The sequence below is a fragment of the Pseudomonas sp. 478 genome (assembly GCF_003254125.1).
In the GTDB taxonomy this organism is placed as follows: domain Bacteria; phylum Pseudomonadota; class Gammaproteobacteria; order Pseudomonadales; family Pseudomonadaceae; genus Aquipseudomonas.
This window is the reverse complement of record NZ_QKZG01000018.1, coordinates 114,298-129,961: the sequence shown is the minus strand read 5'-3', so window position 1 is coordinate 129,961 and position 15,664 is coordinate 114,298. Positions and strand designations below refer to the sequence as shown.

At 59.9% G+C, this 15,664-nt stretch carries 14 protein-coding genes; 7 read left to right on the top strand and 7 right to left on the bottom strand.

Translation table 11 applies throughout. The features are described 5' to 3' along the window. The first annotated feature begins 491 nt into the window (after nt 1–491). Nucleotides 492–2,585 (top strand): LTA synthase family protein, encoded by a 2,094-nt coding sequence (locus DFS28_RS28285; RefSeq protein ID WP_111452403.1) that lies wholly within the window; start codon nt 492–494, stop codon nt 2,583–2,585. 61 nt (nt 2,586–2,646) lie between these two features. Here the strand turns inward: DFS28_RS28285 and DFS28_RS28280 are convergent, their stop codons facing one another. Further along, nucleotides 2,647–2,805 (bottom strand): DUF3309 family protein, encoded by a 159-nt coding sequence (locus DFS28_RS28280; protein ID WP_172901242.1) that lies wholly within the window; start codon nt 2,803–2,805, stop codon nt 2,647–2,649. Here DFS28_RS28280 and DFS28_RS30480 point away from each other — a divergent pair. From DFS28_RS30480 to csrA, 4 genes are all read left to right on the top strand, one after another. Next, a complete protein-coding gene (locus DFS28_RS30480; protein WP_132834338.1) occupies nt 2,798–3,013 on the top strand; it encodes a hypothetical protein in 216 nt (71 codons plus the stop codon). The genes DFS28_RS28280 and DFS28_RS30480 overlap by 8 nt on opposite strands. A gap of 71 nt (nt 3,014–3,084) precedes the next feature. Beyond that, nucleotides 3,085–3,900: an SDR family oxidoreductase gene (locus tag DFS28_RS28275; protein WP_111452402.1), complete on the top strand. Its 816-nt coding sequence runs from the start codon at nt 3,085–3,087 to the stop codon at nt 3,898–3,900. A 64-nt stretch (nt 3,901–3,964) separates the two neighbouring features. Next, nucleotides 3,965–4,297: a YnfA family protein gene (locus DFS28_RS28270; RefSeq protein ID WP_074878904.1), complete on the top strand. Its 333-nt coding sequence runs from the start codon at nt 3,965–3,967 to the stop codon at nt 4,295–4,297. Nucleotides 4,298–4,450: 153 nt separating this feature from the next. Beyond that, nucleotides 4,451–4,636 (top strand): carbon storage regulator CsrA, encoded by a 186-nt coding sequence (csrA, locus tag DFS28_RS28265; RefSeq protein WP_008151243.1) that lies wholly within the window; start codon nt 4,451–4,453, stop codon nt 4,634–4,636. A 4-nt stretch (nt 4,637–4,640) separates the two neighbouring features. Here the strand turns inward: csrA and DFS28_RS28260 are convergent, their stop codons facing one another. From DFS28_RS28260 to mnmC, 5 genes are all read right to left on the bottom strand, one after another. Next, nucleotides 4,641–4,868 (bottom strand): YheU family protein, encoded by a 228-nt coding sequence (locus DFS28_RS28260; RefSeq protein ID WP_003199186.1) that lies wholly within the window; start codon nt 4,866–4,868, stop codon nt 4,641–4,643. A gap of 215 nt (nt 4,869–5,083) precedes the next feature. Beyond that, nucleotides 5,084–6,274 (bottom strand): osmoprotectant NAGGN system M42 family peptidase, encoded by a 1,191-nt coding sequence (locus DFS28_RS28255; RefSeq protein WP_111452401.1) that lies wholly within the window; start codon nt 6,272–6,274, stop codon nt 5,084–5,086. A gap of 69 nt (nt 6,275–6,343) precedes the next feature. Then, a complete protein-coding gene (gene ngg, locus DFS28_RS28250; RefSeq protein WP_111452400.1) occupies nt 6,344–8,089 on the bottom strand; it encodes an N-acetylglutaminylglutamine synthetase in 1,746 nt (581 codons plus the stop codon). A gap of 3 nt (nt 8,090–8,092) precedes the next feature. Next, nucleotides 8,093–9,865: an N-acetylglutaminylglutamine amidotransferase gene (locus DFS28_RS28245; RefSeq protein WP_111452399.1), complete on the bottom strand. Its 1,773-nt coding sequence runs from the start codon at nt 9,863–9,865 to the stop codon at nt 8,093–8,095. A 124-nt stretch (nt 9,866–9,989) separates the two neighbouring features. Beyond that, nucleotides 9,990–11,972 (bottom strand): bifunctional tRNA (5-methylaminomethyl-2-thiouridine)(34)-methyltransferase MnmD/FAD-dependent 5-carboxymethylaminomethyl-2-thiouridine(34) oxidoreductase MnmC, encoded by a 1,983-nt coding sequence (gene mnmC, locus DFS28_RS28240; protein ID WP_111452398.1) that lies wholly within the window; start codon nt 11,970–11,972, stop codon nt 9,990–9,992. Nucleotides 11,973–12,354: 382 nt separating this feature from the next. Here mnmC and pap point away from each other — a divergent pair, with 382 nt between their 5' ends. Together pap and DFS28_RS28225 are read left to right on the top strand one after the other, a co-directional pair. Next, nucleotides 12,355–13,878 carry a polyphosphate:AMP phosphotransferase gene (pap, locus tag DFS28_RS28230; RefSeq protein ID WP_111452396.1) on the top strand — a complete coding sequence of 508 codons (1,524 nt, stop codon included), beginning with the start codon at nt 12,355–12,357 and terminating at the stop codon, nt 13,876–13,878. A 101-nt stretch (nt 13,879–13,979) separates the two neighbouring features. Continuing rightward, nucleotides 13,980–15,164: a thiolase family protein gene (locus tag DFS28_RS28225; RefSeq protein WP_111452395.1), complete on the top strand. Its 1,185-nt coding sequence runs from the start codon at nt 13,980–13,982 to the stop codon at nt 15,162–15,164. Between the two features lie 122 nt (nt 15,165–15,286). Here DFS28_RS28225 and DFS28_RS28220 read toward each other — a convergent pair whose 3' ends face one another. Beyond that, nucleotides 15,287–15,481, bottom strand: coding sequence for a DUF6316 family protein (locus tag DFS28_RS28220; protein ID WP_111452406.1), 195 nt, complete (start codon nt 15,479–15,481; stop codon nt 15,287–15,289). Between the last annotated feature and the right edge of the window lie 183 nt (nt 15,482–15,664).

The following is a 15,664-nucleotide window of genomic DNA, read 5'->3' as shown; positions in this document are numbered from 1 at the left end:
ACCGCGGCAAGGATGCCGCGGTAGCCGCCCCCGGCCATGGATGGCCGATGGCGGCGGGCCCCCGGAGCAATGCCGGAGTGAGGGCATGCCGAGCCACAGCGAGGCACCGAATGGCGGGGCAAAAGCCCTTGGTTACTTGGGGCTCTTCCAAGTGACTCGCTGTAAGAGCGAAACCGCCAGCAGCCGTTACCGCAAAAACGGATATGCCCCCCGATCAAAGAGCACAGCCGAAACGAATACGCCCCCAAACTAACGATCATTCGAGTCAGGGGGACTTTATTGTGTTTCCGAATATGCGTTGCACGAAATTTTCACAAAGCCTCCAAGACAATTCGCCCGCGCCAACATCCGGGCAGTAATCAATGGCAATGCGACGGTTGATCGTGCAACATTTGCGCACCGTGCAAGCCCCGGGGCCGAGTACTGGCCAACAGAGGGCAAGGCGCAGCCGTATTTTTGAAACTTCAACTTCCAATGGGTCCTAAAACGACATGGCAATCCCGGACGCCCTGAATCAGCAGCGAGCTTCTAGTCGCCTGCTGCAACCGACCGTCAAATCGCATCTGGCCTACACGCTGCTGTGTGCCCTGGTCATGATGGTCATGTTCAGCCTGCTGCGCGTTGCGCTGCTGGTTTACAACCGCGAGATGATCCTCGACACCCCGGCCTCGACCTTTCTCGAAGCGTTCGCCAACGGTCTGCGTTTCGACCTGCGCCTGGTGGTCTACCTCAGCATTCCATTGCTGCTGGCGCTGTTCAGCGCCCGGGCGATGGCCGCCCGCGGATTCTTCCGGTTCTGGCTGACCATTGCCTCGAGCATCGCCCTGTTCCTCGGCCTGATGGAGATGGACTTCTACCGCGAGTTCCACCAACGCCTCAACGGCCTGGTCTTCCAATATGTAAAAGAAGACCCGAAAACCGTGATGAGCATGCTCTGGTACGGTTTTCCGGTGGTTCGCTACCTGCTGGCCTGGGCCGTAGGCACGTTGATCCTGACCCTGGCGTTCAAAGGCGCCGACCGCGCCACCCGTCCACGTGGCCCCTTCAGCGGCGGCAGCATTGGCACGCGCCAGATCGCTCCATGGTATGCACGCATCACGGTGTTCGTCGTCTGCCTGATGGTTTGCGTGGTGGCCGCTCGTGGCACCCTGCGTCAGGGCCCGCCACTGCGTTGGGGTGACGTTTATACCACCAACTCGAACTTCGCCAACCAATTGGGCCTCAACGGCACCTTGTCGCTGGTCGCCGCGGCCAAGAGCCGCATCTCCGAAGATCGCGACAACGTCTGGAAGGCCACGTTGCCACAGCCTGAAGCGCAGAAAGTCGTGCGTGACATGCTGGTGATGCCGGACGACAAACTGGTGGATGCCGAAACCGCAGCCGTGCGTCGCGATTACACGCCGCCGGCCGACAAAACCCTGCCGATCAAGAACGTCGTCGTGATCCTGATGGAAAGCATGGCCGGTCACTCGGTGGGCGCCTTGGGTGCACCGGGCAACATCACGCCGTACCTCGACAAATTGTCGAAGGAAGGCCTGCTGTTTGATCGCTTCTTCTCCAACGGCACCCATACCCATCAGGGTATGTTCGCCACCATGGCGTGCTTCCCGAACCTGCCAGGTTTCGAATACCTGATGCAGACGCCGGAAGGCAGCCACAAGTTGTCCGGCCTGCCGCAATTGCTCAGCGCCCGTAAATATGACGACGTGTACGTCTACAACGGCGACTTCGCCTGGGATAACCAGTCGGGTTTCTTCAGCAACCAGGGCATGACCAACTTCATTGGTCGTAATGACTTTGTGAACCCGGTGTTCTCCGATCCGACCTGGGGCGTGTCCGACCAGGACATGTTCGACCGTGGTCTGGTCGAGCTCAAGGCGCGGGAAAACGGCAAGCCGTTCTATGCGTTGCTGCAAACCCTGTCCAACCACACGCCATATGCCTTGCCGACGCCATTGCCGGTTGAACCTGTAACCGATCGCGGTAGCTTGAACGAGCATTTGACCGCCATGCGTTATGCGGACTGGGCGCTGGGCCAGTTCTTTGAAAAGGCCCGCAAGGAGCCGTATTTCAAGGAAACCCTGTTTGTGATCGTCGGCGATCACGGTTTTGGCAACGAGCGTCAGATCACCGAAATGGACCTGGGCCGCTTCAACGTGCCGATGTTGATGATCGCTCCGGGCATCCAGGAAAAATTCGGCCAGCTTGACCATACCGTGGGCACGCAGATCGACATCGTGCCGACCATCATGGGTCGTATTGGTGGCGAAGTGCGTCATCAGTGCTGGGGCCGCGATTTGCTCAACCTGCCTGAAGGCGACACTGGTTTTGGCGTGATCAAGCCGTCGGGTAGCGAGCAGACCACCGCGATCATCACGGCTGATCAGATTCTGGTGCTGCCGAAAGAAAAGGAAATGGCGCCGAAGATGTACCAGTACCAACTGGGCGCGACACCTCACGCCGAGATCGTTCCAAATGCACCGCGTACCGCTGAGCTGAAACTCAAGCTCGAAGCGTTCCTGCAAACGGCGACCAAGAGCCTGATCGACAACACCGCCGGTGTGGTTGATGGCAAGCCGGACTAAGTCTTGATGCAATAAAAAAGAGGCCCTTGATAAGGGCCTCTTTTTTTTGCCTGTTAAACCTTTATATCTTGCCGAGCAACAGCAGGATCAACAGCACCACCAACACCACGCCGATGATACCCGACGGGCCATAACCCCAACTTCTGGAGTGCGGGAAGACCGGTAAACCACCTATCAGCAGGAGGATCAGAATAACGATAAGAATTGTGCCCATGTCTATTTCCTTGTTGGAAGTGTTCTGGAATTACCTGGCGTTTAGCTGTCAGCCGGGCTGTTATAAAACCGGGCTGCTTACAAATCCGACTGTGGCGAATGAAAGAAAATTCCAAGTTTTTTTAATGTTTTTCGAAGAAAGGCTTATTTCGTTTTTAATGAGTCTAGTTGGTTCAGGCGCTGCCATGGTTTGCTCGAGCCATTCAGCAATCTGATGGAGCGTGGGTCGGGCATTGTCCTTCGCTACACTCGATGCATCTTCCCCGGAACAACAAGGCTGTTTGCTATGCAAAATCGCATGATGATCACTGGCGCGGGCTCGGGCCTGGGTCGCGAAATCGCGCTGCGCTGGGCGCGTGAAGGCTGGCAGCTGGCCTTGTCGGATGTCAGCGAACCCGGTCTGCTGGAAACCCTGAAACAGGTTCGCGAAGCCGGCGGCGACGGTTTTATCCAGCGTTGCGACGTGCGCGATTACAGCCAGCTGACCGCTTTCGCTCAGGCCTGCGAAGAGAAACTCGGTGGCATCGATGTCATCGTCAACAACGCTGGCGTTGCCTCGGGCGGGTTCTTCAGTGAACTGTCCCTGGAAGACTGGGACTGGCAGATCGCGATCAACCTGATGGGCGTGGTCAAGGGCTGCAAAGCCTTCCTGCCGCTGCTGGAAAAAAGCAAAGGCAAGATCATCAACATCGCGTCGATGGCCGCGCTGATGCAAGGTCCGGCCATGAGCAACTACAACGTGGCCAAGGCTGGCGTGGTGGCGTTGTCCGAAAGCTTGTTGGTCGAGCTGGCGCAGCAGGAAATCGGTGTGCATGTGGTGTGCCCGTCGTTCTTCCAGACCAACCTGCTGGACTCGTTCCGTGGCCCGACGCCGGCCATGAAAGCCCAGGTCGGCAAGTTGCTGGAAAGCTCGCCGATCACCGCAGCCGACATTGCCGACTACATCTATCAGCACGTCGCCGCTGGCGAATTCTTGATCCTGCCTCACGAACAGGGCCGCATGGCCTGGGCGCTCAAGCAGAAGAACCCGCAGCTGCTCTACGACGAAATGACCGTCATGGCCGACAAAATGCGCGCCAAGGCCAAACAAACCGCAGGTTGAACTTGCCCGTACGCAACACCGTCGTTAGGGTGGCCGCCATCGGCCATCCTCGCGAGATGTATGCATGCTCAATTACCTGTGGTTTTTCCTCGCCGCGCTGTTCGAAATCGCCGGCTGCTTTGCCTTCTGGATGTGGCTGCGCCAGGGTAAAAGCGCCTGGTGGGTCGTGCCCGCTCTGCTCAGTCTGACCTTGTTCGCGCTGCTGCTGACCCGCATCGAAGCGACCTACGCCGGTCGCGCCTATGCCGCATACGGTGGCATCTACATCATCGCGTCGATCGGCTGGCTGGCGGTGGTCGAGCGGATTCGTCCGCTGGGTTCGGACTGGCTCGGCGTGGCGCTGTGTGTAATCGGGGCCAGCGTCATCCTTTTCGGCCCGCGCTTCTCCGCTTCCTGAAGGATCGGTCCTTCATTCAATGGGTTTGTAGGACGTTTCCATAGGATCTGTTCGGGCGGCGCTGTAGGGCGGGACTGATTTGCCGCTGTCGCATTGAAGCCCTACTCAGTGCAGGGCATCTTCAGGGTTCGATAACCCTGAAGGACGAATGCCATGCTTGTACTCAGTCGCGTTGTGGGCGAGTTGATTTCCATCGGTGACAACATTTCCGTGCGCATTCTTGCCGTCAACGGAGGCAGTGTGCGCTTCGGTGTCGAAGCGCCGCAAAACGTCAACGTGCATCGGTCCGAAGTCTACGACCGCATCCAGGTCAAACTGGCGAAAAACAAAGGACGCTGAGGTCTCAGTCGAACAGGTGCTTGGGCACATCGTGTTTGAGCATCAACTGGCATTGCTCGCTTTCCGGGTCGAAGACAATCAGCGCCTGGCCCTTGGTCAATGCCTGGCGAACGCGCAGTACACGGGTTTCCAGCGGCGTGTCATCGCCATTGTCCGTACCGTCACGGGTCACGAAATCCTCGATCAGGCGGGTGAGGGTGTCGACTTCAAGTTGGTCGTGGGGGATCAGCATAGGCACCTCGGCTAAACAATGGCGCGATGCTACGGCGAATGAGGATTTGCGGCTAGCCTGGGTTTTTGTGTTGGCTGGTCTGACGCCTTCGCGAGCAAGTCGAATCGTCGCACCGCCGCTCCCACAGTTAACCGCGTTCCTCCATGGGAATGCGGTCAAATGTGGGAGCGGGCTTGCTCGCGAAGGCGATCTCTCAGGCGACGAAAAAGTCAGAGTCAGCCGTCAGACCGCTGCCCCACCAGACTATCCACCGACGGCACCCGCGTATCGCTTTCCATCTGCGTCTCATGTTCGATCTGATGACTGAACCGGTCCAGCGACCCCTTGGCAGGTTGTGCATCGCTGGCAAACACCGGCGGACTCAGAATGTAGGCGCCGAGCAATCGACTGAGGGCGGCGAGGCTGTCGATGTGGGTGCGTTCGTAGCCGTGCGTGGCGTCGCAGCCGAAGGCGAGCAGGGCGGTGCGAATATCATGCCCGGCAGTGACCGCCGAATGGGCATCGCTGAAGTAATAGCGGAACAGGTCGCGGCGTACCGGTAATTCGTTGTCACTGGCCAGGCGCAGCAGATGCCGCGACAGGTGATAGTCGTAAGGTCCACCGGAATCCTGCATGGCCACGCTCACCGCGTGTTCGCTGGAATGCTGACCCGGCGCAACCGGGGCAATGTCGATGCCGACGAATTCGCTGACGTCCCACGGTAACGCCGCCGCCGCGCCGCTGCCGGTTTCCTCGGTAATGGTGAACAGCGGATGACAGTCGATCATCAGCTCCTGGCCGCTGTCGACGATCGCTTTGAGCGCCGCGAGCAATGCGGCAACGCCGGCCTTGTCATCGAGATGTCGGGCGCTGATGTGGCCGCTTTCGGTGAATTCCGGCAAAGGGTCGAAGGCGACAAAATCACCGACGCTGATCCCCAGGGAGTCGCAATCGGCGCGGGTGGCGCAATAGGCGTCCAGGCGCAGCTCGATGTGATCCCAACTGATCGGCATTTCATCCACGGCGGTATTGAACGCATGCCCGGAAGCCATCAGCGGCAGCACGCTGCCTCGAATCACGCCGTTGTCGGTAAACAGGCTGACCCGGCTGCCCTCGGCAAAACGACTGGACCAGCAGCCGACAGGCGCCAGGGTCAGACGACCGTTGTCCTTGATCGCGCGAACCGCCGCGCCGATGGTGTCGAGGTGAGCGGAGACGGCGCGGTCGGGACTGTTTTTCTTGCCCTTGAGCGTGGCGCGGATAGTGCCGCGGCGGGTCATCTCAAAGGGAATGCCCAGCTCTTCAAGCCGTTCGGCGACGTAACGCACGATGGTGTCGGTGAACCCGGTCGGGCTGGGAATGGCGAGCATTTCCAGCAGGACTTTTTGCAGGTAGTTCAGATCCGGTTCGGGAATGTTACTGGTCATGGAAACTCCTGATGAGTTGAGGCCTGATCGTTCCCACGCAGAGCGTGGGAACGATCGTGAGGGGGAGCGTTAGGCCGCCGGCTGACTGTGCGGAAACAACAAATCCACAAACCGCTCGGCCGTCGGCTGTGGTTCATGGTTGGCCAGGCCTGCGCGCTCATTGGCTTCGATAAACACATACTCCGGCTGATCGGCGGCAGGCACCATCAGGTCGAGCCCGACCATCGGAATGTCCAGCGCCCGCGCCGCTCGCACCGCAGCATCCACCAACGTCGGATGCAGGATCGCCGTGACATCCTCAAGAATCCCGCCGGTATGAAGATTCGCCGTACGCCGTACGAACAGATGCTCACCGGCCGGCAGAATGCTGTTGTAGTCATAACCCGCCACATGCAAGGTGCGCTCGGTCTCGTGATCCAGCGGGATCTTGCTTTCACCGCTGGTAGCCGCCTGACGACGCCGGCTCTGCGCTTCGATCAGCGCACCGATGGAGTGCTGACCATCGCCCACCACTTCTGCCGGACGGCGAATCGCCGCGGCGACCACCTCAAAACCGATCACCACAATCCGCAAGTCGAGGCCTTCGTGGAAGCTCTCCAGCAGCACCCGACTGTCGAACTGGCGAGCGGACTCGATGGCTTGCTGGACCTCTTCGATGGTCCGTAAATCCACCGCGACGCCTTGGCCCTGTTCGCCATCCAGCGGCTTGACCACCACCCGTTCGTGCTCATCGAGAAACGCCAGATTGTCATCGGCATTGCCGGCCAGTTGCTGCGACGGCAGGTTCAAACCGGCGGCCTTGAGCACTTTGTGCGTCAGGCTTTTGTCCTGGCACAACGTCATGCTGATGGCGCTTGTCAGGTCGCTGAGAGATTCACGGCAACGTACGCGGCGACCGCCATGGATCAAGGTGAACAGGCCGGCATCGGCGTCATCGACTTGCACTTCGATGCCGCGACGGTGCGCTTCCTCGACGATGATCCGTGCATAAGGATTGAACTCGGCTTCGGGGCCCGGTCCCAGAAACAACGGCTGATTGATGCAGTTCTTGCGCTTGATCGCGAAGGTCGACAGGTTGCGAAACCCCAGCTTGGCGTAAAGACTTTTCGCCTGCCGGTTGTCGTGCAGCACGGACAGGTCCAGGTAACTCAGCCCCCGGCTCATGAAGTGCTCGATCAAATGCCGCACCAGCACTTCACCGACACCCGGACGCGAACATTGCGGATCGACCGCCAGGCACCACAGGCTGCTGCCATTTTCCGGATCGTTGAACGCCTTGTGGTGATTGAGGCCCATGACGCTGCCGATGATCGTGCCGCTGTCCTCATCTTCGGCCAGCCAATAGACGGGCCCACCCTGATGACGCGGAGTCAGCAGACTCGCGTCGATCGGCAACATGCCGCGCAACTGATACAGCTGATTGATCGCCTGCCAGTCCGCGTCGCTCTGGGCGCGGCGGATGCGAAAGCCGCGAAACACCCGAGTCGACTGGCGGTAATCGCTGAACCACAGGCGCAAGGTGTCGGACGGGTCGAGAAACAACTGGGCCGGCTCCAGCCCCAGCACTTGCTGAGGCGCCGCGACGTACAGGGCGATGTCGCGTTCACCGGTGTGTTCGTTGAGCAACTCTTGGGCCAGGCTCGCCGCATCCGGGAAGGTATGGCCGATCAGCAACCGGCCCCAACCGCAATGCACGGCGATCGGTGCGGCGCCCAATTCACTGCCGTCTTCGGCCAAGCGGGCCTGCAAGCGTTCGTAAGAGGGCGCCTGACCGCGCAACAAGCGTTGGCTGTAGGCCGTGGCATGGGGTTTCATCGATCAGATTCCTTGTTCGCTGAGCCACAGGTTCAGGGCCGCCAATTGCCACAGCTTGGAACCGCGCAACGGGGTCAATTGACCTTGTGGATCGGTCAGCAGGCGGTCGAGCATCTCCGGTTTGAACAAGCCGCGATCCTGACTCGGATCGAGCAGCAGTTCGCGCACCCAGTTCAGCGTGTCGCCCTGCAAATGCTTCAGGCCCGGCACCGGGAAGTAACCTTTCTTGCGATCGATCACTTCACTCGGAATCACCAACCGCGCCGCTTCTTTCAAGACTTGCTTGCCGCCATCCGGCAGTTTGAATTTGCCCGGCACACGGGCCGACAATTCCACCAGGCGATAGTCGAGAAACGGTGTGCGCGCTTCCAGGCCCCAGGCCATGGTCATGTTGTCGACGCGTTTGACCGGGTCGTCCACCAGCATGATCGTGCTGTCCAGACGCAGGGCTTTGTCCACCGCCGCATCAGCGCCGGGCTGTGCGAAATGTTCCTTCACGAAGTCACCAGCTGCGTCGTTCGCTGTCAGCCATTTCGGCTGCACGGTGGCGGCGTAGTCGTCGTAGCTACGGTCGAAAAACGCATCGCGATAGGCGGCGTACGGATCTTCGGCACCGTCGACTTGTGGGTACCAGTGATAACCGGCGAACAACTCGTCCGCGCCTTGGCCGCTCTGCACCACTTTGCAATGCTTGGCCACTTCGCGGGACAGCAGATAGAAGGCGATGCAGTCATGACTGACCATCGGTTCGCTCATGGCGCGGAACGCTGCGGGCAATTGCTCGATGATCTCTTTTTCGTCGATGCGCAATTGGTGATGCTGCGTGCCGTAGTGCTTGGCGATCAGGTCCGAATACTGGAACTCGTCGCCGCGCTCGCCGCCGGCATCCTGGAAACCGATGGAGAAGGTCGACAGGTTTTCAACACCGACTTCACGCAACAGACCGACCAGCAGGCTCGAATCGACACCGCCCGACAGCAGCACACCGACGTCGACTGCGGCACGTTGACGGATCGCCACCGCGTCACGGGTGCTGTCGAGTACACGGTCTCGCCAGTCTTCGAGTGTCAGATTCATCTCGTCGGCGTGTGGGCCGTAGGGCAGGGTCCACCAGGTTTTCTGCTCAGTGGTGCCATCGGCTTCGATGCGCATCCAGGTCGCCGGTGGCAGTTTTTCGATGCCGGCCAGCAAGGTGCGTGGGGCCGGAACCACGGCGTGGAAATTCAGATAATGATTGAGTGCCACCGGGTCGAGGATCGGGTTGATGTCGCCGCCCTTGAGTAACGCCGGCAGTGCCGAGGCAAAGCGCAGGCGCTGGCCGGTGCGCGACAGGTACAGCGGCTTCACGCCGAGACGGTCACGAGCGATGAACAGGCGTTGGGCATCGCGCTCCCAGATGGCGAAGGCGAACATGCCGTTGAGCTTGGGCAGCAAGGCTTCGCCCCAAGCGTGATAGCCCTTGAGCAGCACTTCGGTGTCGCCACCGGAATAGAAGGCATAACCGAGGCTTTCAAGCTCGGTGCGCAGTTCCGGGAAGTTGTAGATCGCGCCGTTGAAGGCCAGGGACAAGCCCAGTGGGTTGTCGATCATCGGCTGCGCCGAGCCGTCCGACAGGTCCATGATTTTCAGGCGTCGATGGCCCAGGGCAATCGGCCCTTGGGCATGAAAGCCCCATGCGTCAGGGCCGCGAGGGGCCAGGTGATGGGTGATTCGCTCAATGGCTGCAAGGTCTGCAGGTTGATGATCAAAACGTAACTCGCCAGCTAATCCGCACATAAATTCCTTACCGGTTTTTCCGTTGGGGAGGGTCAATCGATACCGCGCCAAAAACGGCGGATACTCAGAAACTGACCCGGCTGAATCCCTGGAGTTTTAGACCGATAAGTTATAAGGCGCGCCGTCAGACTTTTCCGCGGACCAATTGGCGCACGGCGAAACGGTTGGGATGGCAGGCCTCGGCGACCGTTCTGGGCAAGGGCAGCGGTTCGTTTTCGAGCCATGCCGCGAGCAATTCACCCGACAGTGGCGCGGTGATCAAGCCGCGAGAACCATGACCGCTGTTGACGTAAAAACCCTCAAGCCAGGGGCAGGGAATGTTCGGGATTTGCCGGGCGTCCTTGCTCAGTACGGCATAGGCATCGGCGAAGGCCGCGGGTTCGGCCAACGGACCAACGATCGGCAGGTAGTCTGGGCTGGTGCAGCGGAACGCGGCGCGTCCTTCAAGCTGTTGCGGGTCCAGTGCCTGTGCATGCAGTCGCGTGGCCAGGTCGGGGGAGATTTCCTCGAGCAAGGCCAGGTTGCCGAGGTGTTCGGCGAGGGTCGGGGTCAGGTCATCGCTCTTGAAGTCGAAGCTGGCGCCGAGGGTGTGTTCGCCCAGTCGAGCCGGCGCCACATAGCCTTCGGCGCAGACGACGGTGGCCAGGCTCTGGCTTTCAGGGGTTTGCGCCAGTCGGGTGATCTGGCCACGAATGCGTTTGAGGGGCAGCTCGGCGCTTTGAGGGAAACGCTTGATCTCGGCGGCGCCGGCCAGGATCACCACGGGGGCACTGGCCAGCAAATCATCACCGTCCCAGGCCTGCCATTGATCATCAACCTTGCGCAGTTCCAGGACATGGCGATGGGGCAGCCACTGGATGTTCGCCGAAGATGCCTGCCAATGGCACAACGCCGGCGGATGAACCCAGCCGCCCTCCGGGAAGAATAATCCGCCGTGCTCCAGGGCGATGCCGGCCTGAATCTGGGCTTGCGGTTGATCGAGCAGGTGCACCAGATCTGGCGAAAAGGCGGCGGCCAATTGCGCTTGACGCTCGGCTTCCTTGGCGTTGAAGGCCAGTTGCAAGACCCCGCAATCGTCCCAGTCGACGCCCCGTTGCAAATGTTCGAGCAAACGCCGGGTGTGACCGAAACCACTGACAATCAACTGCGACAACGCGGTGCCATGGGCCGAAAGCTTGAGGTACAGCACGCCCTGTGGATTGCCCGAGGCTTCCTGCGCCAGTGCATTGTGACGCTCCAGCAGACTGACGTGCCAACCCCGCGCCGCGAGACTGGCGGCCGTGGCGCAACCGGCCAGGCCGGCGCCGATCACCAGTGCCCGACGTTCGCCAGTCAGCGGCGTCGGGCGCGTGAACCATGGTTTGGCCGCAGCGGGCGCCGGGACTTCTTCAGGCCAGCCGAGAAACACGCCCCGCAGGATTTCCCATTTGTGGCCGATGCCGGGCGTGCGCTTCATCTTGAAGCCCGCCGCATTCAGCAGACGGCGTACCCAACCGGTGCTGGTGAAGGTGCTGATGGTCGAGCCGGGGGCCGCCAGACGTGCCAATTCGGCGAACATCTCGGCGGTCCACATGTCAGGATTTTTCGCCGGTGCAAAACCGTCGAGAAACCAGGCATCGATCTGCGCGTCGAGTTGTGGCAATTGTTCCATCGCATCGCCGATCAGCAGGGTCAGGGTCACGCGGCCGTTGTCCAGCACCAGGCGCTGGAAGCCTGGGTGGATCGCGACGTATTGCCTCAGCAGTTGATCGGCAAACGGTTTGAGCTCCGGCCACAAGGCCAAGGCACGCTGCAGATCGGGCAAGCTTAGCGGGTACTTTTCGACACTGACAAAATGCAGCCGCGCCCCGGCCACCGCGTGCTGTTCGAACAGCTGCCAGGCGCAAAGGAAATTCAGCCCGGTGCCGAAACCGGTCTCGCCAATCACCAAGCGACCGCCCGCAGGCAACGCGGCAAAGCGTTCACGCAAAGCGTTCTGCTCAAGGAATACGTAGCGGGTTTCGTCCAGCCCCGACAGGTCGGAGAAATACACATCATCGAACACCCGCGAACGCGGGAGCCCTTGGTCGTCCCAGTCGAGCTGGGCGTGGGGCAATACAGGTTTCATGGCAGGCTCGGCAACGGCAAGGCGGCCATTCTAGCCGATCGCCGGGGCGGTGCTTGATCCATGGCAAGTGCCACGTTGGAAGTGTCAGGGACAATCGTCATTTTTGTGGAGAGAGCGAGCTTTCTGTGGCGAGGGGATTTAGCGAAACGTCGCACCGCCCCGTTGGGCTGCGAAGCGGCCCCAGCGTCTTTTCAGACAGACTAAGTTGTCTGGATTACGACTGCTTCGCAGCCGAACGGGGTGGTGCGGCATTCCGATAAATCCCCTCGCCACAAATATGGACGCCGCGCTTAAGTGAACAGCATTAAAACCATAGGGAATTTTCTCTGCTGACTATCGGCCCAATCCGCTAGTCTTGCTCAATCCTGGAAGGAGCCGTCCCATGTTCGAATCCGCCGAAATCGGTCACGCCATCGACAAAGAAACCTACGACGCCGAAGAACCGGTCCTGCGCGAAGCCTTGCTCGAAGCGCAGTTCGAACTGCACCAGCAGCGCCGCTTTCCGGTGATCATTCTGATCAATGGCATCGAAGGCGCCGGCAAGGGCGAGACGGTCAAGTTGCTCAACGAATGGATGGACCCACGCCTGATCGAGGTCCGCACGTTCGATCAGCAGACCGACGAAGAGCTGGCGCGGCCACCGGCCTGGCGCTACTGGCGGATGCTTCCGGCCAAGGGCCGCATGGGGATTTTCTTCGGCAACTGGTACAGCCAGATGCTGCAAGGCCGGGTTCATGGCTTGTTCAAGGACCCGGTGCTGGATCAGGTCATCAACCAATCCGAACGCTTTGAAAAAATGCTCTGCGACGAAGGCGCGTTGATCTTCAAGTTCTGGTTCCACCTCTCCAAGAAGCAAATGAAGGCGCGGCTCAAGGCCCTGGCGGATGACCCGCTGCACAGTTGGCGCATCAGTCCGCTGGACTGGCAACAATCGCAAACCTACGACAAATTCGTGAAATACGGCGAGCGCGTGTTGCGCCGTACCAGCCGCGACTATGCGCCTTGGCATGTGATCGAAGGGGTGGACCCTCATTACCGCAGCCTGGCAGTGGGCAAGATCCTGCTCGAAGGCCTGCAAAATGCTCTGAAGCGTGCCGAGGTCCATCCCGACAAGGTCAATGCCGCGCCGTTGCCCATCCATGTCGATCAACTGAACCTGCTCGACAGCCTGGATTTGACCCAGCACCTGGACAAGGACGATTACGAAGAACAATTGATTACCGAACAGGCACGATTCTCCGGCCTGATGCGCGACAAACGCATGCGTCGACATGCCTTGGTGGCGGTGTTCGAGGGCAATGATGCGGCAGGCAAGGGCGGGGCGATTCGCCGGGTCGCGGCAGCCCTCGATCCACGCCAGTACAGCATCGTGCCGATCGCCGCGCCCACCGAAGAGGAACGTGCGCAGCCTTATCTGTGGCGGTTCTGGCGACACATCCCGGCCAAGGGCAAGTTCACGATGTTCGATCGTTCGTGGTACGGGCGGGTGCTGGTGGAACGCGTCGAAGGCTTCTGCCCGCCGACTGACTGGTTGCGGGCCTACAGTGAAATCAATGATTTTGAAGAGCTGATCGCCGAGGCGGGGGTGATCGTGGTCAAGTTCTGGCTGGCCATCGACAAGCAGACACAACTGGAGCGCTTCCAGGCGCGGGAAGAAATTCCCTTCAAGCGTTTCAAGATCACCGAAGATGACTGGCGCAATCGTGATAAATGGGACGACTACCGCGCGGCGGTCGGTGACATGGTCGATCGCACCAGCACCGAGATCTCGCCCTGGACGCTGGTGGAAGCCAACGACAAGCGCTGGGCGCGGGTCAAAGTCCTGCGCACCATCAATCTGGCGCTGGAAGAGGCGTTCGAAAAGTCCGATAAGCACGACAGGAAAGTGAAGCAGCACAAGAAGTGAGCGATGGTTACGCATACGCGGGGTGAATGATTGTCGCGGTCGGTAATGCAGTGGACTTATGCTCGGTCCACTCCCAACCGACAACAACAATGAGGTATGCCATGCGTGAAGTGGTGATCGTCGACAGCGTGCGGACCGGCCTGGCCAAGTCCTTTCGCGGCAAGTTCAACCTGACCCGCCCGGACGACATGGCGGCCCATTGCGTCAATGCGCTGCTGGCGCGCTCGGGCATCGATCCGGCCAGTGTTGAGGACTGTATCGTCGGGGCCGGTTCCAACGAAGGGGGCCAGGGCTTCAACATCGGACGCAACATCGCGGTGCTGTCGCGCCTGGGCACCGGCACTGCCGGCATGACCCTCAACCGTTTTTGCTCCTCGGGCTTGCAGGCGATCGCCATCGCCGCCAATCAGATTGCCTCGGGTTGCAGCGACATCATCGTCGCCGGTGGCGTCGAGTCGATCAGCCTGACCATGAAAAGCATCAACACCGACAACCTGATCAATCCGCTGCTGAAAGAGCAGGTGCCCGGTATCTATTTCCCGATGGGCCAGACGGCTGAAATCGTCGCTCGTCGTTACGACGTCACTCGTGAAGAACAGGATCTGTACGCGCTGCAAAGTCAGCAACGTACTGCTCAGGCACAGGCCGATAGATTGTTTGACGACGAAATCGTGCCGATGGCGGTGAAGTATCGGGTTGAAGACAAAGCCACCGGTCAGGTGCAGATCCTTGACGGCATCGTCGATCACGATGACTGCAATCGCCCGGACACCACCCTGGAAAGCCTGGCGGGATTGAAACCAGTGTTTGCCGAAGACGGTTCGGTGACGGCGGGCAATTCTTCGCAGTTGTCCGATGGCGCGTCGATGACGCTGGTGATGAGCCTGGAAAAAGCACTGCAACTGGGGTTGAAGCCCAAGGCGTTCTTCCGTGGTTTCACCGTGGCCGGTTGCGAGCCGGATGAAATGGGCATCGGCCCGGTGTTTTCGGTGCCGAAGTTGCTCAAGGCAAAGGGTTTGCGGATTTCCGACATTGATCTGTGGGAACTCAACGAAGCGTTTGCGTCCCAGTGCCTGTACAGCCGCATTCGGCTGGAGATCGATAACGACAAGTACAACGTCAATGGCGGCTCGATTTCCATCGGTCATCCGTTCGGCATGACCGGCTCGCGTCAGGTCGGGCATCTGGTGCGTGAATTGCAGCGCCGCAACGTGCGTTACGGCATCGTCACCATGTGTGTGGGTGGCGGGATGGGGGCGACCGGGTTGTTTGAAGCTGTGCGTTAAATCCGGAAGATTTTTGTTGCCTGGTTAATCGCCTTCGCGAGCAAGCCCGCTCCCACAGTGATCTGATGCGCGATATAGATCCAATGTGGGAGCGGGCTTGCTCGCGAAGGCCGCGCCGCGGTCTATAAGCTCATCCGCAAAACCAGCATCCGCTCAATGTAAGCCTGTACCTCCCGCGCCAACTTCTCCGGGTTTTCAAACGGCCCCTCAAGGGTGTTTTCCCGGGTGCTGAAATACAACTCCCCATTCACACGACACATCCGGTCACAGCGAAAGTGAGTGGCGGGGGCATTGTCCTGGGCGCGCTTGCCGTACATGGCGATCTCCTGAGGAATGTACCTGTTGGCGAATCCCATGAGCTTATGCATGAACCACTTGCAACGCCTGGCCAACCGATCGACGGCATAGCGCCAATTTAATGGTGCGACCTGCACAGTTTCATTCGCGGCCAGCGCCCAACTGTCCCTGTGTGCCGAACAGCTCTAAGCCTAGAATGACCG